This is a genomic window from Streptomyces sp. NPDC001544, assembly GCF_042894285.1.
Taxonomy (GTDB): domain Bacteria; phylum Actinomycetota; class Actinomycetes; order Streptomycetales; family Streptomycetaceae; genus Streptomyces.
The window spans coordinates 381369-403660 of sequence record NZ_JBIAVN010000001.1; the positions used below are offsets into that span (position 1 = coordinate 381369).

The window sequence follows — 22292 nt, forward strand, 5'->3', positions numbered from 1 at the left end:
GCTTTGATGTCCCTCCCCAAAGCAGAACTGCACCTCCACATCGAAGGCACCCTGGAGCCGGAGCTGGCGTTCCGGCTCGCCGAGCGCAACGGCGTGACGCTTCCGTACGCGGACACCGACGCGCTGCGCGAGGCGTACCGGTTCGAGGACCTGCAGTCGTTCCTGAACCTGTACTACGAGCTGATGGCCGTCCTGCGCACCGAGCAGGACTTCGCGGACCTGGCCGACGCCTACCTCGCCCGCGCCGCCGCGCAGGGCGTGCGGCACGCGGAGATCTTCTTCGACCCGCAGGCGCACCTCTCCCGGGGTGTCGGCATGGGGACGGTCGTGGAGGGGCTGTGGCGCGCGCTCGGCCGCAGCAGGGAGAACCACGGCGTCTCCACCAAGCTGATCATGTGCTTCCTGCGGGACGAGTCCGCCGAGTCGGCCATGGAGACCCTGGAGGCCGCACGGCCCCACCTCGACCGGATCACCGGCGTCGGCCTGGACTCGGCCGAGGTCGGGCACCCGCCGGTGAAGTTCCGCGAGGTGTACGAGGCCGCCGCCGCGCTCGGACTGCGCCGGGTGGCGCACGCCGGTGAGGAGGGGCCGCCGGAGTACATCACCGAGGCGCTGGACGTGCTCGGCGTGGAGCGCGTCGACCACGGTCTGCGCTGCGTGGAGGACCCGGCGCTGGTCGCCCGCCTGGTCCGGGACCGGATCCCGCTGACCCTGTGCCCGCTGTCCAACGTCCGGCTCCGCGCCGTCGACACCCTCGCCGACCACCCGCTGCCCGCGATGCTCGACGCGGGACTGCTGTGCACGGTCAACTCGGACGACCCGGCCTACTTCGGCGGCTACGCCGGCGACAACTTCCACGCCGTCCGCCAGACGCTCGGCCTGACCGACGACCGTCTGCGCGAACTGGCCCGCAACTCGTTCCTCGCCTCCTTCCTGGAGGACGACGAGGAACTCCGGGCCCGCTACCTCGCGGAGGTCGAGGCGTACGAGTTCGGCTGAGCGCCGCGGCTCGAGGAACCCCCGCTGCGGAGCGCGGACGAACACGCGGCTCGGCCCCCGCACGGCGATGACCGGCCGCCTCGCGCTCGGCGCTGCGGGCGCGCGGCGGTGGTGGCCCTCGCCATAGGCCGCCGACGGCTCCTGCGCCGCGCCGATCGCCTCGGCGGCGGCCACGGTGGCCGGCACGCGCAGCACTCTCTTCGTGGCAACGGCGGGTATCGCCCTGACAGCCCTGGTGGACCTCGGCTTCCCGCGCAGGTCACCACGATGACGCCGCGTACACGATGGCCGGCCCCCGCGGAATTCCCCGCGCGGGCCGGCCGTCCATCTCAGTTCGCGGAAGCGGCGGCGAACGAGTCCGGGGGCGCGGTGTCGTAGGCCTGGCGGGCGGCGGTGGCCGGAGTGTCCACCGGGATCTCCACCACCTCCACGGTCTCGGTGACCGGCGCCGGGTGGCCGGTCGTGCGGAGGGCCACCGCCGTCATGGGAACCGCGATCACCAGCAGGCCGACGGCCAGCACCGCGCCCATGGCCGGGAAGCCGGCGTGCGCGGACAGGAGGCTGCCGGCCAGCGGGCCCGCCGCCGTGCCCAGTGAGCCGGCGGAGCCGACCAGGACCGCCCAGCGGCCGCGCGGGTCGAGCGAGGCGGCGAGGCCGATCAGATACGACAGCACGACCGGGTAGAGCAGGTTCCAGGCGATCTCGCCCGCCGCGAAGGTCCTCAGGTCCCGCGCGGACGCGCTGAGCGCGATACAGGCCGCGATGAGCGCCGTGCCCGCCCCGATCGGCAGCGCCCGGCCGAGCCGCGGCCCGAGCGCACCGGCCCCGACGACCCCCAGCAGCCCGGCGCCGAGCGCGATCGCGAACACCGCGCCGACGGTCACCTCGGTCAGGTGCGCCTGCGACAGGCCGATCCGGCCGCTCACGCCCCACAGGGAGTTCTGGGCCAGCGACCAGCAGGGCATCGCGGCGGCGAGGAGCAGTCCGGAGCGCCGGTGGGGGAGGAGGCCCCGCCCGACACGGTCACGGGCGGTGGCGGTACCTACGGACAGACGGCCGGTGAGCGGCGACACCGCCAGCGCGGCGAGCGCGATCGCGGCCAGCGGCTGCCCGTGACCCGGGCCGAGGTGCGGAACCGTCAGATAGACGACGCCCGCGAGGGCGGAGACACCGAGCAGCCCGAGCGTGGTGACCCGGTGCGGATCCCTCTGGGCCGCGATGCCCACCGCGGCGACCGCGGTGACCGTACCCGAGCCGAACCCGCCGAGCACCGCGCCCGCGACGACGGCCGGAACGGCACCGGTGAGCGCGGCCCCGCCGTAGCCCAGGACGGCCAGCACCAGCCCGATGCGGGCGAGGGCACGTGCCCCGATCCGCTCGACCCGGGACGCCAGCAGGAAACCCGCCGTCGCCGAACTCAGCAGCAGCGCGCTGCCGATGGCCCCGGCCTGGGTGGCGGAGAGGGGAAGCCCCGAGTCGAGTCTGCCGACGGTGGTGGGCAGGAGGTACGGGGCGAGGTACCCGGCCGTGAAAAGGGCGACGAGGGGCCAGGGCGTGGTGCGGGGGGAGGACACGGGCGTTCCCAGGGCATGCGAAAGGAGCGGCTCAGAAGGGGGATTGGCGCAGGCCGTCGACGGACAGGAACGCGCGAGCCAGTTGTATCAAGCAAGCGGTTGCGGAAAAAGCGCGGGGAGCATGATGTGGATCACATTGTGTTTGCCGTGAGTTGTGCCCGGGTAGAAGAAACTGCTCCTGACGACCCGGTAGCGCATCATCCAGCCCGTCCGGCGTTTGAGGACGAGGCCGTTCAGACCGAAGTGGGGGCCTGGGGGCGGCAGCCCCCGGCATCGGTGCGCGAAACGCCGTTCACCGCCCAGGCCCTAGCGCCAGTGCACCGCCCCGCCCGCCGCAGGCGACACCGCCTCGATCTTCGCCCTGATCTCCCGCATGACCGCCACGATCCGCTCCTCGTGCCCGGGCGTCAGCCGGGCCACCGGCACCGAACAGCTGATCGCGTCCTGGGCGGGGGAGTCGTAGCGCAGGGCGAAGCCGAAGCCGACGATGCCGAGGACGCCCTCCTCGCGGTCGACCGCGTAGCCGCGGCTCCGGGTCCGGGCGAGGTCGGCGGCCAATGACTCCCTGCTGGTGCGGGTGTTGGGGGTCAGTGCCTCGTAGGGGCCCTCGGGCAGTGCGGTGTCCGGGCGTTCGGCGAGCAGCGCCTTGCCGAGCGCGCCGACGTGGGCGGGCAGCCGCCGTCCGACCCGGCTGATGGTCCGCAGGTACTCGTGGGACTCCCGGGTCGCCAGGTACGCCACGTCCAGACCGTCCAGCCGTCCCAGGTGGATGGTCTCGCCGAGCGCCTCGGACGCCTCGTCGAGGTAGGGGCGCGCGGCGCGGACGCGCGGGTCGGAGTCCAGGTAGCCGGTGCCGGTGAGCAGCGCGTGGATGCCGATGCCGTACAGGGAACCGGTGACGTCCGTGCGTACCCAGCCCCTGCTGATGAGGGTCTGGAGCAGCGCGTACATCGAGCTGCGCGGCACCCCGAGTTCGTCCGCCAGCTCCTGCAGCCGCGCCGGACGGTCACCGCGCGCGGCGAGCACTTCGAGCAGCTCGACCGTCCGCGCCGCGGACTTCACCTCGCGGACGCCCCCTGTCTCGGACATGTGCCGATGGTAATCGGAGGCGCCCGGACCATTGACGGCCGTGGTTCGCCTATCTAATCTCCATCTTCATACGTGGATGATGTCTACATGGGGAGATGGCTGACGGTGGCTGACGGTACGGACACGGACACGGAGACCCCGGCGGGCAGGCTGCGGGCCGGGATGGCGAACGGCGTGCTGTCGTTCCCGCTCACGAGCTTCCGCGCGGACGGCTCGCTCGACCCCGACGGCTTTCGCGCCCATGTCGCGGCCCAGATCGCCACCGCCCCGGGCGCCGTCTTCCCGGCCTGCGGCACGGGCGAGTTCTTCTCGCTCGACGAGGACGAGTACCGCCGGGTCGTCGGGATCGCGGTCGAGGAGGCGGCGGGCCGCGTGCCCGTCGTGGCCGGTGTCGGCTACGGCTGGGCGCAGGCCGTACGGTTCGCGCGCATCGCCGAGGAGGCCGGCGCCGACGCGCTCCTCGTGCTGCCGCACTACCTCGTCGCCGCCCCGCAGGACGGACTCGTCGCCCAGCTCGCACACATCGCGGCCCGCACCCGGCTGCCGCTCATCGCCTACCAGCGCGGCCAGGTCACCTTCGGCGCGGACGCCTTCCGGCGGATCACCAGGATCCCCGGCGTCATCGGCCTCAAGGACGGCCACAGCGACCTCGACCGCCTCCAGCGGCTCACCCTGGCCGCCCCCGAGGGCTTCCTGTTCTTCAACGGGGCCGCCACCGCCGAGATCCAGGCCCGCGCCTACGCCACCGTCGGCGTCCCCGCCTACTCCTCCGCCGTGCACGCCTTCGCCCCCGAGATCGCGAACGCCTTCTTCACCGCCCTGCACGGCGGCGACGGCGGCACGGTCGACAAGCTGCTGCGCGAGTTCTACGTCCCGCTCGTCGAACTCCGCGACCGGGTGCCCGGGTACGCCGTGTCGCTGGTGAAGGCGGCGGCCCGGCTGCGCGACCGCCCGGTGGGCCCCGTACGCGCCCCGCTCACCGACCCGTCGGCCGCCGACCTGGCCGACCTCGCGACTCTCCTGACCACCGGACTCGACCTCGTAGGAGCCGACCTGTGACCCGTGACCTGACCATCGCCGAGGTACGGCTGACGCCCATCCTGGTCGCCGACCCGCCCCTGCTCAACACGCAGGGCGTGCACCAGCCGTACACCCCCCGGCTCATCGTGGAGGTGGTGACGGCCGACGGCGTCACGGGCGTCGGCGAGACCTACGGCGACACCAAGTACCTGGAACTCGCCCGCCCCTTCGCCGACAAGCTGGTCGGCCGTCAGGCGAGCGACCTGAACGGGCTGTTCACGGTGGCCGAGGAGGTCGCCGTCGACGGGTCCCGGGTCTCCGGCCAGGTCGACGTCGGCGGGCTGCGCGGTGTGCAGACCGCCGACAAGCTGCGGCTGTCCGTCGTCTCCGGCTTCGAGGTCGCCTGCCTCGACGCCCTCGGCAAGGCCCTCGGCCTGCCCGTGCACGCGCTGCTCGGCGGCAAGGTGCGGGACGCCGTCGAGTACAGCGCCTACCTGTTCTACAAGTGGGCCGCCCATCCGGAAGGGGTCCGGTCGGAGCAGGACGACTGGGGTGCCGCCGTCGACCCGGCCGGAGTCGTCGCACAGGCCCGCAGGTTCAAGGAGCGCTACGGCTTCACCTCCTTCAAGCTCAAGGGTGGTGTCTTCCCGCCGGACGAGGAGATCGCGGCCGTACGGGCGCTGGCCGAGGCGTTCCCCGGGCACCCGCTGCGCCTGGACCCCAACGGCGCGTGGTCCGTGGAGACCTCGCTGAAGGTGGCGAAGGAGCTCGCGGACGTCCTGGAGTACCTGGAGGACCCGGCCCTCGGCACCCCCGCCATGGCCGAGGTGTCCGCCGGGACCGACGTGCCGCTGGCCACCAACATGTGCGTGACGACCTTCGCCGAGATCAAGGAGGCGTTCACCAAGGACGCCGTCCAGGTCGTCCTGTCCGACCACCACTACTGGGGCGGCCTGCGCAACACCCAGCAGCTCGCCGCGATCTGCCGCACCTTCGGCGTCGGGGTGTCCATGCACTCCAACACCCACCTGGGGATCAGCCTGGCCGCGATGACCCATGTCGCGGCCACCGTCCCCAACCTCCACCATGCCTGCGACTCCCACTACCCGTGGCAGTCGGAGGACGTGCTCACCGAGCGGCTGACGTTCGACGGCGGCAAGGTCACCGTCTCCGACGCCCCCGGCCTCGGCGTCGAACTCGACCGCGACAGGCTCGCGTTCCTGCACCGGCGCTGGCTCGACGACGACGGTGCGCTGCGCGAGCGCGACGACGCGGCGGCGATGCGCGTCGCCGAGCCCGACTGGGTCACGCCTTCCGTCCCCCGCTGGTGACTCCCCTTCTCGTCCGGTACCAGCCCCCCGCCGACCCCGCCACGGAGGTGACGCCCGGCACCGCCCGCACGCCCCACCCGGTCCCGGCCCGCCCCCCCCCGCGCCGCAGGCGTCGCTCGGGCGCGGTTCGGCGGGGCGGGTGGGGGCCGGCCGGGGGGGCGACGGCCGGTCGGTCGTCGGTGATGTGGTGCACACTGGCCAGACCCGCACCACGTCAGGGAGCGCCATCGTGACCGCGTCCAACACGTTCGCCGGAGAGGAACGGGAGCACCTCGGGGAGCCCCCGCACGCCCACGCCCACGTCGACCCCCTCGCCGCCACGCGCACGCCGGCCGATCCGCCCTGGGACGTCTACCTCACCGGCACCGTCTTCCTGGACATCGTCTTCACCGGGCTCGACACCGCGCCGGTGCGCGGCACCGAGTCCTGGGCGCGCGGGATGGGCTCGAGCCCCGGCGGCGTCGCCAACATGGCCACCGCACTTGCCCGCCTGGGCCTGAGGACCTCCCTCGCGGCGGCCTTCGGCGACGACCACTACGGCGAGTACTGCTGGGACGCGCTCGAACAGGGCGAAGGCATCGACCTCTCCCCCTCCCGCACCGTCCCCGGCTGGCACTCCCCGGTCACCGTCTCCATGGCCTACGAGGGCGAGCGCACGATGGTCTCCCACGGCCACGAACCGCCCCCCGAGGAGCCCGCCCCCGACTGCCCGCCCCGCGCGCGGGCGGCGGTGGCCTCACTGACCCCGGGCAAGCGGGCGCCCTGGATCGCGCAGGCCGCGAGCGAGGGCACCCGGATCTTCGCCGACGTGGGCTGGGACGACACCGGGGCCTGGGAGCTGACCGGACTGGCCGACCTGGAGCACTGCGAGGCCTTCCTGCCCAACGCCGAGGAGGCCATGCGCTACACGGGCGCCGACTGCCCGCGTGCCGCGGCCCACGCCCTCACCGAGTACGTACCGCTGGCGGTGGTCACCCTCGGCTCGGAGGGCGCCTACGCGGTCGACCGGCGCACCGGCGAGAGCGCCGAGGTCCCCGCGATCGCCGTCGAGGCCCTCGACCCCACCGGCGCCGGTGACGTCTTCGTCGCCGGTTTCGTCACCGGCACCCTGGCCGGCTGGCCCCTCGCCGACCGCCTCGCCTTCGCGGGCCTGACCGCCGCCCTGTCCGTCCAGGAGTTCGGCGGCTCCCTGTCGGCCCCCGGCTGGGCGGAGATCGGCGCGTGGTGGCGCCGGGTGCAGTCGGTGGACGGCCAGGACCCGGCGGCCCTGCGCCGGTACGCGTTCCTGGCCGGCCTGGTTCCCGAGGAGCCGCTCACCGCGTGGCCGCGACGCAGGGCGGTGCCGACGATCGGGTTCGGCCGGTCGACGTGACGGCAGGGGGCCTCCCTCCCGACACCCGCTTGTACGAAAAGCCCTACGGTGTTGTCAGCCCCCCGTCGTACCCTTGATAGCGCGAGGCCGCCCTCAGCTACGCGGCCGTGACGAGGAGGAATCGCAGGCCTTAAGCGCCGGCCCATGACTCAGACACCCACAGCTCACACTCGCGCGCAGGAGCAGGCGAAGGCACAGATCACCGTCCCCGCCCAGCACCCCATGGTCACCGTGCTGGGATCCGGCGACTCCCTGCTGCGCGTGATCGAGACGGCCTTCCCGGCGGCCGACATCCATGTCCGGGGCAATGAGATCAGCGCGGTCGGCGACCCGGCGGACGTCGCCCTCATCCAGCGCGTGTTCGACGAGATGATGCTCGTGCTCCGCACCGGGCAGCCGATGACGGAGGACGCAGTGGAACGCTCGATCGCCATGCTCAAGGCGAGCGATGCCGGGACGAACGACGGACAGGAGACCCCGGCGCAGGTACTGACGCAGAACATCCTGTCCTCGCGCGGCCGCACGATCCGCCCCAAGACGCTGAACCAGAAGCGGTACGTCGACGCCATCGACAAGCACACCATCGTCTTCGGCATCGGCCCCGCCGGCACTGGCAAGACCTACCTGGCGATGGCCAAGGCGGTGCAGGCCCTGCAGTCCAAGCAGGTCAACCGCATCATCCTGACCCGCCCCGCGGTCGAGGCCGGTGAGCGGCTCGGCTTCCTGCCCGGCACGCTCTACGAGAAGATCGACCCCTATCTGCGCCCGCTCTACGACGCGCTGCACGACATGATCGACCCGGACTCCATCCCCAGACTGATGGCCGCCGGGACCATCGAGGTCGCGCCGCTCGCCTACATGCGCGGCCGTACGCTCAACGACGCCTTCATCATCCTGGACGAGGCCCAGAACACGAGCCCCGAGCAGATGAAGATGTTCCTCACCCGCCTCGGCTTCGACTCGAAGATCGTGATCACGGGTGACGTGACGCAGGTCGACCTGCCGGGCGGCACCAAGTCCGGTCTGCGGCAGGTGCAGGAGATCCTGGAGGGCGTCGAGGACGTCCACTTCTCCCGGCTGTCGTCCCACGATGTCGTACGGCACAAGCTGGTGGGCCGTATCGTCGACGCGTACGAACAGTACGACAGCCAGAACGGTACGGAGAACGGCACCCCCAAGGGCGGCCGCCCCAAACGGAAGTAGACACGCCAGCACCATGTCGATCGACGTCAACAACGAGTCCGGAACCGAGGTCGACGAGCAGGCGATCCTCGACATCGCCCGCTACGCGCTCGCACGGATGCGCATCCACCCGCTCTCCGAGCTCTCGGTGATCGTCGTGGACACCGGCGCCATGGAGCAGCTGCACATCCAGTGGATGGACCTGCCCGGACCGACCGATGTCATGTCCTTCCCGATGGACGAGCTCCGGCCACCGGGCAAGGACGACGAGGAGCCCCCGCAGGGGCTCCTCGGCGACATCGTGCTCTGCCCCGAGGTCGCCGCCAAGCAGGGCGCGGAAGCGCCTACGCAGCACTCCATGGACGAGGAGCTGCAGCTGCTCACCGTCCACGGTGTGCTGCACCTGCTCGGGTACGACCACGAGGAGCCCGACGAGAAGGCCGAGATGTTCGGACTCCAGGCCGCCATCGTGGACGGCTGGCGTGCCGAGCGGGGCATGACCGGGCCGTCCCCGGCGCCGACCGTCTCGTAAGCGCGGCCGATGAGTCCTCAGATCGTTCTCGGCGCGATCGCCCTGGTCGTCGTGGCCTGGCTCGCCGCCTGCGCGGAGGCGGGCCTCGCCCGGGTCTCCAGCTTCCGGGCGGAGGAAGCGGTGAAGTCCGGGCGGCGGGGCAGCGCCAAGCTCGCCCAGATCGCCGCCGACCCCACCCGCTACCTCAACGTCGCCCTGCTGGTCCGCGTCGCCTGCGAGATGGCCGCCGCGGCCCTCGTCACGTACGCCTGCCTGCAGGAGATCCACGGCACCGCCCAGGCCCTGCTCGCCGCGATCGGCGTCATGGTCCTGGTGTCGTACGTCGCCGTCGGCGTCTCCCCGCGCACCATCGGCCGCCAGCACCCGCTGAACACGGCGACCGCCTCGGCGTACGTCCTGCTGCCGCTGGCCCGGATCATGGGCCCGATCCCCAACCTGCTGATCCTCATCGGCAACGCGCTCACCCCCGGCAAGGGCTTCCGCCGCGGCCCCTTCGCCTCCGAGGCCGAGCTGCGCGCGCTGGTCGACCTCGCCGAGCAGGAGTCCCTGATCGAGGACGACGAGCGCCGCATGGTGCACTCCGTCTTCGAGCTGGGGGACACCCTCGTCCGCGAGGTCATGGTCCCGCGCACCGACCTGGTCGTCATCGAGCGGTACAAGACCATCCGCCAGGCCCTCACCCTGGCCCTCAGGTCCGGCTTCTCCCGCATCCCGGTCACCGGTGAGAGCGAGGACGACATCGTCGGGATCGTGTACCTGAAGGACCTGGTCCGCAAGACGCACATCAGCCGCGACGCCGAGAACGACCTGGTGTCCACGGCGATGCGGCCGGCGTTCTTCGTACCCGACACCAAGAACGCGGGCGACCTGCTGCGCGACATGCAGAAGCAGCGCAACCACGTCGCCGTCGCCATCGACGAGTACGGCGGCACCGCGGGCATCGTCACCATCGAGGACATCCTCGAGGAGATCGTCGGCGAGATCACCGACGAGTACGACCGCGAACTCCCGCCCGTCGAGGACCTCGGCGACGGCCGCCACCGGGTCACCGCCCGTCTGGACATCACCGACCTCGGCGAGCTGTACGGCCTGGAGGAGTACGACGACGAGGACGTGGAGACCGTCGGCGGCCTGCTCGCCAAGGCACTGGGCCGGGTGCCCATCGCCGGGGCCTCCGCCGAGGTGGAGCTGCCGGACGGGCGGAAGCTGCGCCTGACGGCGGAGGCCGCGGCCGGGCGGCGGAACAAGATCGTCACAGTGCTCGTGGAGCCGGTGGCCCCCGAGGAGCTGCCCGAGGACGAGGAGACGAAGCCGGAGTGAGTCCCGAGGAACTGCGCGCCTGCTGCCTCTCCTTCAACGCGGCCGTGGAGGACTTCCCGTTCAACCCGGAGACCTCGGTCTTCAAGGTGCTGGGCAAGATGTTCGCCCTGTCCTACCTCGGCGGGCGGCCGCTGACCGTCAACCTCAAGTGCGACCCCGAGGACGCGGTGCGGCTGCGCGGCGAGCACGAGGGCCTGATCGTGCCCGGCTACCACATGAACAAGCGGCACTGGAACACCGTCACGGTGGACGGCGGTCTTCCCGACCGTCTGGTCAGGGAGCTCATCGAGGACTCGTACGACCTGGTCGTCGCCGGTCTTCCGCGCGCGGAGCGGCTCCGCCTGGACCGGTCCTGAGTCCCGCGCGGGTTCTTCGTATGCTCGGGGCATGACCGACAGCAGCGCGCTCGACCCCGAGGACCGCAAGATCGTCACCCTGGCCCGCTCCGCCCGGGCCCGCAACGGTGTGCCCGAGGGGGCGGCCGTGCGGGACGAGACGGGGCGTACGTATGTCGCCGGGACGGTGGCTCTGGAGTCGCTGCAGCTGAGTGCGCTGCGGACGGCCGTCGCCATGGCGGTGGCGTCCGGGGCGAAGTCCTTGGAGGCGGCGGCTGTGGTGACCGAGGCCGAGGGAGTCCCCGGGGAGGACCTCGCCGCCGTGCGGGATCTTGGTGGGGCGGGGACGCCGGTGCTGGTGGCCGGCCCGGATGGTGTCGTCCGGGTGACGGTCTCCGCGGGCTGAGGTCCGGGGGGCCCGCGGGCAGGGGGCACCCCCGGACGGGCTGAGTATGCCGGCCGGTGCTGAGTGGTCCGGCCGGCGTTGAAGAGTTAATAGGCCGGAATTCAACCTTGCAGGCGCTTGTTTCCGGCGCATCAATGAAAGCGTCATCTCCCGACGGGCCGTCAGATTCGAGCCGCGCAGCTGACCGCACCCACCTGTCAAAGCCGACGGCCGTCGACGCGCACTCCCAGACAAACGGGAAGGGAGCTCACCCCCATGAGAGGCAAGCGCGCAACCACGGGTGCGGCAGTACTGGTCGGGGCCCTCGCGGTCACCGGACTGGCCTTCGCGCCCACCGCGGCCGCCGTCACCCCGACGACGGCGACGATCAACGCCACCTGCGGACTGTTCGGCGGCGGGGCGGCCACGCTCACCGCCACGCAGGACGGCACCTCGGCCACCATCACCCTCTCGTCCAGCGCCATCAAGACCCCCCTCGCGCTGGCGAAGGACTCCATCACGTCCAAGCTCACCATGGTGAAGGCGAGCGGCGGCACCACCGTCTTCAGCGGGAAGAAGAACCCGGCCATGGCCGCCGGTGACCCCGTCACGGTCGGTCCGCTCAGCGGCACCGTGGCCTCCGGCGACAGCCTGGAGTTCTACGGCGGCTCGCTGGTGATGACCATCTTCGGGATCAACGTCACCTGTACCTCCACCGCCAACCAGTCGCCCGGCCCGTTCGTGTTCGACTGAGCGATCGGGTGAGGGATCTGTTCCGGATGCCGCAGAAACTGATGATCCGTCAGCTTTCTGCGGCATCTGCATTGACTTCTCAGGCCGGCTCCACATCAATGGCCCCCTGTCGGCGCAGACGAGCCGCTGCGCCCGCATCCCTCAGGAGGGGGCAAGCGTGGGTCCGACACTCCGAAGACCGCGCCGGCGCCGCTGGGCGTCGCTGCTCGCGGTGACCGTGGTCGCGGTCACCGCGGGCGGGGCGCTGGCCTGCCCGGCCGGCGCGGCGGGCACCAACGTGGACTACGCGACGCACTGCATCCCGCCCGCCATCGCGGGCCTCCCGCCGATCGACGGCACCACCACCGGGAACATCTCGGTGGACAAGACCAGCCCCAAGGTCGGCGACACGGTCACCGTGACGTACACGGTGGTCACCCCGGCCGCCAGCAACCCCACCGAACTGGCCCTGCCGGCCGACATCATGACCCCGACCGGCAAGGTCACCCTGAGTGGCGTGCAGACCGGGGACGTGACGGTGGCGGGACCGAAGAAGAACGACCCGGTGCCCGGGAAGGGCGCCTTCCCGTCGTTCTCCATGACCGGCACGTTCAAGGTCACCAAGGCCGGCGACATCAAGCTGTCGCCCGGCGACTACAACATCCACACCAGTTACATCATGGAGCTGGACACTCCGTGCACGGTGACCAACCCGCCCGCGCCGGTCTCCCAGACCATCACCGCGACGGACGACTCGACCCCGGTCAACAACCGTGCCATCACACTGGGTTCGGCCTCCGGTGACCCCGGTGCCAGTGTCACCGTCAAGGGCAGCGGCTTCACACCGGGCGCGACCGTCACCCTGGCCGGACGCGCCGGGGACAAGCAGACCTCGGACACCGCGACGGTGACCGCCGGCTCCGACGGCTCCTTCAACGGCTCGCTCGCCGTCAACGACAAGACGACGACCGCGGTCGTGGCGTACGAGGGCTCCTCCTGGACCGCTCAGAAGGGCAGCCCGCCCGCGGCCTACGTCGTGAACGACACCACGCCCGTGCCCGACGGCAGTCAGAAGCTGACGACCACCGTGAAGGCGGGGACGCTGTCCATGTCCCAGGCCGGGGACGCCGTCTCGCTGTCGGCGGTCGAGTTCGGCAAGGGCGGGGCGTCGACCGGCTCCCTCAACAAGGTGACCGTCAAGGACTTCCGCGGCGGGCCCGCGGGCTGGTCCCTGACCGGCAAGGTCACCGACTTCACCGGTCCCGGCGCGAAGATCGACGCCGGCAAGCTCAGCTGGACCCCCGCCTGCGCGACCAAGGCGGGCAGCCTCAGCACCTGCAAGGCCGGTTCGGCGGGCACGGTGGGCGGTTCCGGAGCGACGCTGGCGTCGACCCCGGACGGCACGCTCACCGGCGGTGAGTTCACCGTGGACGCCGGACTCTCCCTGGACGTACCGGCGTTCACGCCCCCGGGCTCGTACTCCGGCGTCCTCACCCTCACGCTCACCTGAGCGTACGTGTCACCCAGCCGGTGGCCGGGCGCCCCACCGCACCGGGGCCGCACCCGCCCGACCGCCGACCCGACTCAACGCCGCGGGGGTCCGCACCCATGCGCAAGCCGTACGCCCTCCTCCTGCGCCCCGGTGTGCTCCTGGGCCTGCTCCTCGGCCTGTTCCTGGCCGCGGGGACGGGCCCGGCGCACGCCGCCGACAACGGCAGCTGGTCCGTCTACCCCGTCTCCTCCCGTATCGCCGCCCGGCCCTACTTCTACCTCTCCGCCGACCCGGGCCAGACCATCACCGACAAGGTGGTCGTGGCCAACAAGACGAGCACCCCCCTGACCTTCCGGCTGTACGCGGCCGACGCCTACAACACCGCCCGCGACGGCGGTTTCGCCGTGCGCACGGTCAAGGAGCGGATGCGGGGCGTCGGCGCCTGGGCGAGGCCCGCGAAGTCCCGGGTCACCGTCCCCGGCCACAAGACGGTGACCGTGCCCTTCACCCTGCACGTGCCCGACGGCGCCGAACCGGGCGACCACCCGGGCGCGATCGTGGCGCTGGACGAACGTGTCGACAGGGGGGACGGCTCACTCGTCCTCGGTGTGCAGCGGGCCGTCGGCGCCCGCGTCTACCTGCGGGTGGGCGGCCCCACGCTGCCCGCCGTCGCCGTCGAGAACGTCCACATCGCCCACCACCAGCCGCTCGTCCCCGGCCTCGGCGAGAGCACGGCCACCGTCTCCTACACCCTGCACAACACCGGCAACGTCACCCTCGACCCCAAGGTGGAACTGAAGGCGAAGGGCATGTTCGGCCGCACGCTGCTGACCCGCGACCTGACGAGGATCCCCTCCGAGCTGCTGCCGGGGCAGCGGGTCCGGCTCACCGAACCGTGGCGGGGCGCGCCCCAGCTCGACTGGGGGAACGTCACCCTGACCGCCAGAGCCACGGGCACCCGCGAATCGGCCAGTGCCTCCTTCTTCGCGCTGCCCTGGCTGACGTTGGCGGTGGTGTTCGTCGCCGGGGTGGTGGCCGGGATCCTGCTCAGAGCGCGTCGGGGCCGCGTTCGCCCGTCCGTACGCGTACGACCGTCTCCACGGGCAGGGACCACACCTTCCCGTCCCCGATCTTCCCCGTCTGCGCGGCCCTGACGATCGCGTCGATCACGTCGTCGGCGACGGCGTCCTCGACGACGACCTCGATACGGACCTTGGGCACCAGGTCGACCCGGTACTCGGCGCCGCGGTACACCTCGGTGTGGCCGCGCTGCCTGCCGTACCCGCTGGCCTCGGTCACGGTCAGGCCGTGCACCCCGAGCTCCTGCAGAGCGGTCTTGACCTCGTCGAGGCGGTACGGCTTGACGATCGCGGTGATGAGCTTCATGCCTGGGTCTGGACCTTCTGGGCGGAGTGGAGGGACGAGGACACCGGGGCGCCGTGGCCCAGGACCCCGTGATCGTAAGCCGTCTCGGCGTGCACCGTAAGGTCCAGGCCGGTGTACTCCTGCTCCTCGCTCGCGCGGAAGCCCATCGTCTTGTCGAGCAGCTTGCCGATGCCGTACGTCACCCCGAAGGCGTACGCGGCGACGACCACCACCGCGAGGAGCTGCTTGCCGAGCTGGCCGATGCCACCGCCGTAGAAGAGGCCCTCCGCGCCGCCGGTCATCGCCTTCTCGGCGAACAGGCCGATGAGGACGGTGCCCACGATGCCGCCGACCAGGTGAACGCCGACGACGTCGAGGGAGTCGTCGTAGTCCAGCTTGAACTTCCAGCCCACGGCGTAACTGCACAGGACACCGGCGGCGAGGCCGACGACCAGGGAGCCCAGCAGGGAGACGGAGCCGCAGGAGGGGGTGATGGCGACCAGACCGGCCACCGCGCCCGAGGCGGCGCCCAGGGTGGTGGGGTGGCCGTCGCGCCTCTGCTCGACGAAGAGCCAGCCGAGCAGGCCGGTGCAGCCGGCGGCGAGGGTGTTGAGGAACACGGCGGCGGCGAGACCGTTGGCGCCGAGCGCGGAGCCCGCGTTGAAGCCGAACCAGCCGAACCAGAGCAGGCCGGCGCCGAGCACCACCATGGGCAGGTTGTGCGGGCGCATCGCGTCCTTCTTGAAGCCCAGCCGCGGGCCGAGGACCAGGCACAGGGCGAGACCCGACGCACCGGAGGTGATCTCGACCGGCAGACCGCCCGCGAAGTCCAGGGCACCGAGCTCGGCCACGATCCAGCCGCCGGGGCCCCACACCCAGTGGGCGACCGGAACGTATACGAGCAGCGCCCACACGGGGACGAAGACCAGCCACGCGGAGAACTTCGCCCGGTCGGCGATCGCGCCGCTGATCAGGGCGGCCGTGATGATCGCGAAGGTGAGCTGGAACGTGGCGAAGAGCAGGGTGGGGACGGTCCCCTGGACGCTGTCCGGGCCGAGACCGGCCATCCCGGCGTGCCGCAGTCCGCCGATGAGCCCGCCGCCGACGTCGTCGCCGAAGGCGAGCGAGTAGCCTCCCGCCAGCCAGACCACCGTCACCAGGGCGATCGACACGAAGCTCATCATCAGCATGTTGAGGACGCTCTTCGTGCGGACCATGCCGCCGTAGAAGAGGGCGAGGCCCGGGGTCATCAGCAGGACGAGGGCGGTGGCGGCGAGCAGCCAGGCGGTGTCTCCGGTGTCGGCGTGCGCTGCGTGTGCCGCGTGCGCTTCGGCGAGGATCACGGGTGTCTCCAACGGTGCGGGGGCTCGTCAGAGGGTCACCGGCGCGCGTTTCCGGTTGCGTACGGGTGTGTTTCCGTGACGTTTCGTTGCGTGCGGGTTTCATGAAGCTCACGGTCGCGGATCCGGGCGGACGGTGGTACGGCGGGGCTTTGTGGATCAGGGACAATGAACGTCATGAGCGTTCGTACCCAGTCATCCGAAGAGTCGGGCGAGACCGTCCACCGCGCCGGCTTCGCCTGCTTCGTGGGCCGCCCCAACGCGGGCAAGTCCACCCTCACGAACGCTCTGGTCGGGCAGAAGGTGGCGATCACCGCGAACCAGCCGCAGACGACGCGGCACACGGTACGCGGCATCGTGCACCGGCCCGACGCCCAGCTCATCCTGGTGGACACCCCGGGTCTCCACAAGCCGCGCACGCTGCTCGGCGAGCGGCTGAACGACGTGGTGCGCACCACCTGGGCCGAGGTCGACGTGATCGGCTTCTGCCTTCCCGCGAACGAGAAGATCGGCCCCGGCGACCGCTTCATCGCCAAGGAGCTGGCCGGGATCCGGAAGACCCCGAAGATCGCGGTCGTCACCAAGACCGACCTGGTCGACTCCAAGACCCTCGCCGAGCAGCTGATCGCGATCGACCAGCTCGGCAAGGAGCTGGGCTTCGAGTGGGCGGAGATCGTCCCGGTGTCGGCGGTGGGCGCGAAGCAGGTGGACCTGCTGGCGGACCTCCTGGTCCCGCTTCTGCCCGAGGGCCCGGCGCTCTACCCCGAGGGCGACCTCACGGACGAGCCCGAGCAGGTCATGATCGCGGAACTCATCCGCGAGGCCGCGCTGGAGGGCGTCCGGGACGAGCTGCCGCACTCCATCGCGGTGGTCGTCGAGGAGATGCTGCCCCGCGAGGACCGTCCGGCCGACAAGCCCCTCCTCGACATCCACGCCAACGTCTACATCGAGCGGCCGAGCCAGAAGGGCATCATCATCGGCCCCAAGGGCAAGCGGCTGAAGGAGGTCGGCATCAAGTCCCGCCGGCACATCGAGGCGTTGCTGGGGACGCCGGTCTTCCTCGACCTGCACGTGAAGGTTGCCAAGGACTGGCAGCGGGACCCGAAGCAGCTGCGGCGGCTGGGCTTCTAGGAGTTCCTCGCCCCCGCCGCCCCTGCCCTTCCCGCCCCCAGGGGCTCCGCCCCTTCGACCCCGCTGGGGGGCTGCGCCCCCAGACCCCCCTTCGGCCTGAACGGCCTTCCAGTCGGGTGGGACGGGTGGTGGGTGGGCATGGGCCCGGGGGTCCGGGGGCGGAGCCCCCGGCGCAGGCTGGACCCGGGGGTCTAGTCCACGCCCCTGATCCGGTTCACCAGTACCGCCCCCGCCAGCCCGATCACGGCAGACACCAGGTACAGCACCCGGTAGCCGCCGAGATACGTCACGATCGGCGCGGCGAGGGCGGGGGCGGCGACCTGGGGGAGGGCGTTGGCCACGTTGATCACGCCCAGGTCCTTGCCGCGGTCCAGCGCCTTCGGCAGGACGTCCGTCATCAGGGCGAAGTCGACGGAGGTGAACACGCCGAAGCCGACCCCCAGCACCGCCGCCGCCACGATCGCGCCGGGCCAGGTCTGCCAGCCGGCGAGCGCCGCCGTCGCCACCGCCATCAGCACGCCCGACCACACCACGAACGGCTTGCGCCGGCCCACCCGGTCCGACCAGACGCCCCCGACCACCACCGTGGCCAGCAGGGTGACCCCGTTCACCGCGGTCAGGATCAGCACGCCCCCGTCGGGGTCGTGGTAGTGGAGGCGGTCACGCAGGTAGTACAGGAGGTACAGCAGCACCAGCGCGTTGCTGAGGTTGATCAGGAACCGGGTCAGCCACGCCCAGCCGAGGTCCGGATACCGGCGCGGGCTCAGCCAGAAACCCGCGAGGAAGCCCCGCCAGGACCACGGCGGACGGTCCTCGACGGCCAGCCGCAGATCCGCGTAGCGCCACACGTACGGCAGCACGCCCACCGCCGTGAACACCGCGCAGGCCGCGTAGCCCGCCCCGACGCCCCCGGCGGCCGTGGCCAGTCCCGTCCCGCCGACCACGCCCAGGATCTGCGCCGCCCCCAGCCAGCCGCCGACCGAGCCCCGCTGGAGCCGGGGCACCCGGTCGGGGACCGCCGCCGTCACCGCCGCGAACGCCGCGTTCAGCGTGAGCTGGACCAGGCACCAGCCCAGCGTCATCGTGGCCGTCCCGCCCGCGCCCGCGAGGAGGAGCAGGGACAGCGCGCCGCCCGCCGCCCCGGCCACGATCCACGGCGTACGGCGGCCCCGGCGGGACGTCGTACGGTCCGACAGCGCGCCGAAGAGCGGGTTCGCCACCAGCGACACCACCGCGCCGGCGCCCGTCACCCACGCCAGCAGCGTCTCCTTCGACATGCCGGAGCCGGGCGCGAAGTCCTTCGCCTGCGAGGCCAGCAGGATCTGCAGCGGGCCGTACCAGCCCACCCAGATCGCCCCGTTGGCGAGCGAGAGGGACGCCGTCCAGCCGCGGCCGACCCGTTCGACGGGCCCGGTGAGCGCATCCGGCGGGCGGACGGCTCTCATCTCTGCGCCCGCAGCAGCTCCTGGAACCAGCCGTACGACGCCTTCGGGGTACGCTCCTGCGTCGCGAAGTCGACGTGGACCAGCCCGAAGCGGCGCGCGTAGCCCTCCGCCCACTCGAAGTTGTCCAGCAGGGACCAGACGAAGTAGCCGCGGACGTCGACGCCCGCCTCGACCGCCTTGTGCAGGGCGCGGACATGGCCGTCCAGGTAGGCGATCCGGTCCCGGTCGTCGACGCCCTCGTAGGAGCAGCCGTTCTCGGTGATGACGACCGGCGGGAGACGGTCGCCGTAGCGGTCGCGGAAACCCGTCAGCAGTTCCGTCAGCCCCTCCGGGACGACCGGCCAGCCGAAGTCCGTCACCGGGCGGTCCTCGATCTCCCGCACCGAGAAGGGCAGTTCGGCGGGCATGGTGACACCGCCGAACTCGATCTCGGTGCCCTGCGGGGCGCCCACCTTGGTCGGGGCGTAGTAGTTGACGCCGTACCAGTCGACCGGCTCGGCGATCACCTTCAGGTCGGACGCCACGTCGCCGGGCATCAACTCGCCGATGCCGGCCGGGTACTCGCCGAGGATCAGCGGCTCCGCGAACAGCCGGTTCAGCAGCACGTCGTAGAAGTCCGCCGCCTCCACGTCGGCCTGCTCCCCGGAGGCGGCCCAGACCGGCCCGTGCGAGTTGGCGATCCCGATGTCGGCGTCGCCGGCCGCGCGCAGCGCCCGTACCGCGAGGCCGTGGGCGAGGAGCTGGTGGTGGGCCACCGGCAGCGCGTCGAACAGGAGTCTCCTGCCGGGCGCGTGGACGCCGAGGGCGTGGCCGAGCAGGGTGTGCTCGGCGGGCTCGTTGAGGGTGATCCATCTGGTCACGCGGTCGCCGAGCCGCTCGGCGACCACCGACACGTACTCGGCGAACCGGGACGCCGTGTCCCGCTCCAGCCAGTCCAGCGTGGCCGGCAGGTCCCAGTGGAAGAGGGTGGGGACGGGCCGTACGCCCGCCGCGCACAGCTCGTCCACCAGCCGGTCGTAGAAGTCCAGGCCGCCGGGGGAGTTCACCCGGGGCCAGGAGACGGAGAAGCGGTACGCGTCCACGCCCAGGTCGGCCAGGAGCGTCACGTCCTCCCGGTAGCGGTGGTAGTGGTCGCAGGCCACCGCCGCCGTCGAGCCGTCCTTGACCCGCCCCGGCCCGGCCGTGAACACGTCCCACACGGAGGGTTCGCGCGTCTCCACGGCTCCCTCGATCTGATGGGCCGAGGTCGACACGCCCCACAGGAAGCCGGGCGGGAACCGGGGTATCGGGTTGCCTGCATCAGTCGCCATGGGCGCGATCATCCTTACCGCCGGTAACAGAAGTCAACGCCCAAGCGTGAAGGTACTTATGATCACCTGATGATCGATGGTCAACTCGTACGACTCCGGGCACTGCGCGCAGAGGACGTGGACGCCCAGCTGCGCTGGCGCAACGACCCCGAGGTGGTGCACTGGGCCACCGGAGGCCATCCGGGCTTCGGCCCGGTCACCCGGGAGGCGATGGAGCGCTTCCACGAGGCGCGGCTCCGCGAGGACCCGCGCGACGGAGCCACCTTCACGGTCGAGGAACGGGACGGCGGACGTCCGATCGGCATGGCCGACTACCGCGACCTCGACCCGTTCGCGGGCCGGGCCACCGTCGGTGTCACCATCGGCGAACCCGACCGCTGGGGCGGCGGCTACGGCTCCGAGGCGCTGCGGCTGCTGCTGGGCCATCTGTTCGGGACGTGCCGGCTGCGGCGGGTCGAACTGGACACCTGGAGCGGCAACGAGCGCGCCGTCCGGGCCTTCCGCCGCCTCGGATTCGTCGAGGAGGGGCGCCGCAGAGCCGCCGTACGGGTGGGGGACACCTGGTACGACGGCGTGCAGTTCGGCATGCTCGCCGAGGAGTGGGCCGCGGCCCGCACCCGTTAGGCACCACCTGTCAGCACTGCCCGTCAGGCGCCCTCCTTCAGTACCCGCGAGACCAGCTCCCGCTGCTCCTCGGTGAGCCGGGGATCGGCCGCGTACACCGTCCTGCCGTCCACCGTGATCTCGTACCGGAAGCCGTCGGGCACCCCCGGCGGCGGATCGCCCTGGCCGGACGCGAGCACGCGCTCGGCCAGGGCCTGCCACTCGTCGGCGTCGGGCCGCCCCGAGGTGTCCACCTCGGCACAGCGCTCGATGCCCGCGAAACCTCCTGTGCGCCTCACCTGAATCCGCATGGGTCCCTGTCTAGTACGGGCCCGCCCGGAATCACAGCGTCCGCACCCCGACCTGTTCCCACGCCTTCTGCACGGCCGTGAGTTCGTCCCCGGCGCCGTACCGCTCGCGCGCGGCCTTGACGGTCAGCGTGGCGAAGTCCGCGAACAGGGCGTCCTGGCGCAGCTCGCCGCCGGTCAGCACGTCGTACCAGATCTGCCCGGCCTTCTCCCAGGCGTGCCCGGCGAGGGCCGTGGCGACCAGGTAGAAGGCGTGGTTGGGGATGCCGGAGTTGATGTGGACGCCACCGTTGTCGCGGCCGGTGCGGACGTAGTCGTCCATGGTCGCGGGCTGCGGGTCCTTACCGAGGACGTCGTCGTCGTACGCCGTGCCCGGGGCCTTCATCGAGCGCAGCGCGGTGCCGGTGACGCGCGGGGCGAGCAGTCCGGCGCCGATCAGCCAGTCCGCCTCGGCGGCGGTCTGTCCGAGGCTGTACTGCTTGATCAGCGAGCCGAAGACGTCGGAGAGCGACTCGTTGAGGGCGCCGGACTGGCCGTAGTACTCCAGGTTCGCCGTGTGCTGGGTGACGCCGTGGGTGAGCTCGTGGCCGATGACGTCGACCGGGATGGTGAAGTCGAGGAAGATCTCGTTGTCCCCGTCGCCGAAGACCATCTGCTCGCCGTTCCAGAAGGCGTTGTCGTAGCCCTCGCCGAAGTGCACGGTGGCGTCCAGCGGCAGCCCGGCGTCGTCGATGGAGTGGCGGCCGTACGCCTTCAGGTACAGCTCGAAGGTGGCGCCGAGGCCCGCGTAGGCGCGGTTCACGGTGGCGTCCTTGCCGGGGTCGGTGCCTTCCCCGCGGACCTTGTGGCCCGGCAGGTCCTGGGTGTGCCGGGCGTCGTAGACGGTGCGGTGCGGCTGGTCGGTGGCGGCCCCGGCGGGCGGGGCGACGGCCGGGGCGCCGATGACCGTGGTCAGCCGGCGGTGGGTGCGCTGGTAGGAGTCGTGCTCCAGGGACCGGCGGGCCGGTCCGGACAGCGCGGGGTCCTCGTGCCGGGCGAGCTTGTCGAGGACGTGCGGCGGCACGATCGTGCAGAAGACGGGCTGGAAGCCCCCGTTGGTCGTCATGCCGGGCACCCTTGCACTGGGTGACGCTCGTGTCACTACTCGCAACCATGATTGGTGAAATACGCGGACATTCGGCGTCGCTCAGCGTCACGGAGTGGTATGGCGCACTTTTTGTCCGGTTCGCCCCGCGGTCCCGCATACTGGAACGGTCCCGCGCGTCCGGCGGGCCTCGGCTAGGCTGCACAGCATCATGCGTTTCGGGCTGCTTCTCCTTAGCTGCCGCGGCGAGGGCCTGTAGCAAAGGCCGACTCCCTCCCCGCGGAGCTTGGTGTTGCGTCGTCGGCCGTCCTTCCGGACACCGGACACACCGGACTTCTCGAGG

22 protein-coding genes are annotated in these 22292 nt (G+C 71.7%); 14 read left to right on the top strand and 8 right to left on the bottom strand.

The annotated features are described in order from the left end of the window. Positions 1–6 precede the first annotated feature (6 nt). Positions 7–999: an adenosine deaminase gene (locus tag ACFY0F_RS01670; protein ID WP_388787272.1), complete on the top strand. Its 993-nt coding sequence runs from the start codon at positions 7–9 to the stop codon at positions 997–999. Between the two features lie 329 nt (positions 1000–1328). On the opposite strand, the gene ACFY0F_RS01675 is transcribed toward ACFY0F_RS01670, so the two are convergent. Together ACFY0F_RS01675 and ACFY0F_RS01680 are read right to left on the bottom strand one after the other, a co-directional pair. After that, positions 1329–2573, bottom strand: a complete 1245-nt coding sequence (locus ACFY0F_RS01675) for an MFS transporter (RefSeq protein WP_388787274.1) — start codon at positions 2571–2573, stop codon at positions 1329–1331. Positions 2574–2879: 306 nt separating this feature from the next. Continuing rightward, positions 2880–3662, bottom strand: a complete 783-nt coding sequence (locus ACFY0F_RS01680) for an IclR family transcriptional regulator (RefSeq protein WP_388787276.1) — start codon at positions 3660–3662, stop codon at positions 2880–2882. A gap of 162 nt (positions 3663–3824) precedes the next feature. Here ACFY0F_RS01680 and ACFY0F_RS01685 point away from each other — a divergent pair, with 162 nt between their 5' ends. From ACFY0F_RS01685 to ACFY0F_RS01735, 11 genes are all read left to right on the top strand, one after another. After that, entirely contained in the window at positions 3825–4721 is an 897-nt protein-coding gene (locus tag ACFY0F_RS01685; RefSeq protein ID WP_388789137.1) for a 5-dehydro-4-deoxyglucarate dehydratase, read from the top strand. After that, positions 4718–6013, top strand: coding sequence for a glucarate dehydratase family protein (locus ACFY0F_RS01690; RefSeq protein ID WP_388787279.1), 1296 nt, complete (start codon positions 4718–4720; stop codon positions 6011–6013). The genes ACFY0F_RS01685 and ACFY0F_RS01690 overlap by 4 nt, the downstream gene beginning before the upstream one ends. Before the next feature lie 229 nt (positions 6014–6242). Further along, the gene (locus ACFY0F_RS01695; RefSeq protein ID WP_388787282.1) at positions 6243–7385 is read left to right on the top strand and encodes a carbohydrate kinase family protein; all 1143 of its coding nucleotides are present in this window, start codon (positions 6243–6245) and stop codon (positions 7383–7385) included. A 144-nt stretch (positions 7386–7529) separates the two neighbouring features. Beyond that, entirely contained in the window at positions 7530–8588 is a 1059-nt protein-coding gene (locus ACFY0F_RS01700; RefSeq protein ID WP_388787285.1) for a PhoH family protein, read from the top strand. A gap of 13 nt (positions 8589–8601) precedes the next feature. Then, positions 8602–9099, top strand: coding sequence for an rRNA maturation RNase YbeY (gene ybeY / locus ACFY0F_RS01705; RefSeq protein WP_388787287.1), 498 nt, complete (start codon positions 8602–8604; stop codon positions 9097–9099). 9 nt (positions 9100–9108) lie between these two features. After that, entirely contained in the window at positions 9109–10419 is a 1311-nt protein-coding gene (locus tag ACFY0F_RS01710; RefSeq protein WP_388787290.1) for a hemolysin family protein, read from the top strand. After that, entirely contained in the window at positions 10416–10775 is a 360-nt protein-coding gene (locus ACFY0F_RS01715) for an MmcQ/YjbR family DNA-binding protein (protein ID WP_388787293.1), read from the top strand. Before ACFY0F_RS01710 ends, ACFY0F_RS01715 begins: the two co-directional genes overlap by 4 nt. A gap of 31 nt (positions 10776–10806) precedes the next feature. Further along, complete coding sequence (locus ACFY0F_RS01720; protein ID WP_388787296.1) at positions 10807–11160, top strand: cytidine deaminase; 354 nt, start codon at positions 10807–10809, stop codon at positions 11158–11160. Positions 11161–11415: 255 nt separating this feature from the next. Continuing rightward, entirely contained in the window at positions 11416–11892 is a 477-nt protein-coding gene (locus tag ACFY0F_RS01725) for a hypothetical protein (protein WP_388787299.1), read from the top strand. Positions 11893–12049: 157 nt separating this feature from the next. Continuing rightward, a complete protein-coding gene (locus ACFY0F_RS01730; RefSeq protein ID WP_388787301.1) occupies positions 12050–13381 on the top strand; it encodes a beta-xylosidase in 1332 nt (443 codons plus the stop codon). Positions 13382–13479: 98 nt separating this feature from the next. Then, positions 13480–14517: a WxL protein peptidoglycan domain-containing protein gene (locus ACFY0F_RS01735; RefSeq protein ID WP_388787304.1), complete on the top strand. Its 1038-nt coding sequence runs from the start codon at positions 13480–13482 to the stop codon at positions 14515–14517. Here the strand turns inward: ACFY0F_RS01735 and ACFY0F_RS01740 are convergent. After that, positions 14411–14749, bottom strand: a complete 339-nt coding sequence (locus tag ACFY0F_RS01740) for a P-II family nitrogen regulator (RefSeq protein WP_388787307.1) — start codon at positions 14747–14749, stop codon at positions 14411–14413. The genes ACFY0F_RS01735 and ACFY0F_RS01740 overlap by 107 nt on opposite strands. Then, on the bottom strand, positions 14746–16083 hold the full coding sequence (locus tag ACFY0F_RS01745) for an ammonium transporter (protein WP_388787309.1): 1338 nt from the start codon (positions 16081–16083) through the stop codon (positions 14746–14748). The genes ACFY0F_RS01740 and ACFY0F_RS01745 overlap by 4 nt, the downstream gene beginning before the upstream one ends. A gap of 162 nt (positions 16084–16245) precedes the next feature. Between ACFY0F_RS01745 and era the strand changes: the two genes are divergently transcribed. Continuing rightward, positions 16246–17199: a GTPase Era gene (gene era, locus ACFY0F_RS01750; protein WP_388787312.1), complete on the top strand. Its 954-nt coding sequence runs from the start codon at positions 16246–16248 to the stop codon at positions 17197–17199. A gap of 191 nt (positions 17200–17390) precedes the next feature. Here era and ACFY0F_RS01755 read toward each other — a convergent pair whose 3' ends face one another. Both ACFY0F_RS01755 and ACFY0F_RS01760 read right to left on the bottom strand, forming a co-directional pair. Further along, the gene (locus tag ACFY0F_RS01755) at positions 17391–18644 is read right to left on the bottom strand and encodes an MFS transporter (protein ID WP_388787315.1); all 1254 of its coding nucleotides are present in this window, start codon (positions 18642–18644) and stop codon (positions 17391–17393) included. Continuing rightward, positions 18641–19954 carry a GH1 family beta-glucosidase gene (locus tag ACFY0F_RS01760; RefSeq protein WP_388787318.1) on the bottom strand — a complete coding sequence of 438 codons (1314 nt, stop codon included), beginning with the start codon at positions 19952–19954 and terminating at the stop codon, positions 18641–18643. Before ACFY0F_RS01760 ends, ACFY0F_RS01755 begins: the two co-directional genes overlap by 4 nt. 69 nt (positions 19955–20023) lie before the next feature. On the opposite strand from ACFY0F_RS01760, the gene ACFY0F_RS01765 reads away from it, so the two are divergent. After that, a complete protein-coding gene (locus ACFY0F_RS01765; protein ID WP_388787321.1) occupies positions 20024–20578 on the top strand; it encodes a GNAT family N-acetyltransferase in 555 nt (184 codons plus the stop codon). A gap of 23 nt (positions 20579–20601) precedes the next feature. On the opposite strand, the gene ACFY0F_RS01770 is transcribed toward ACFY0F_RS01765, so the two are convergent. Further along, on the bottom strand, positions 20602–20868 hold the full coding sequence (locus ACFY0F_RS01770) for a protealysin inhibitor emfourin (RefSeq protein ID WP_388787324.1): 267 nt from the start codon (positions 20866–20868) through the stop codon (positions 20602–20604). Between the two features lie 31 nt (positions 20869–20899). Continuing rightward, positions 20900–21970: a M4 family metallopeptidase gene (locus ACFY0F_RS01775; protein WP_388787327.1), complete on the bottom strand. Its 1071-nt coding sequence runs from the start codon at positions 21968–21970 to the stop codon at positions 20900–20902. Between the last annotated feature and the right edge of the window lie 322 nt (positions 21971–22292).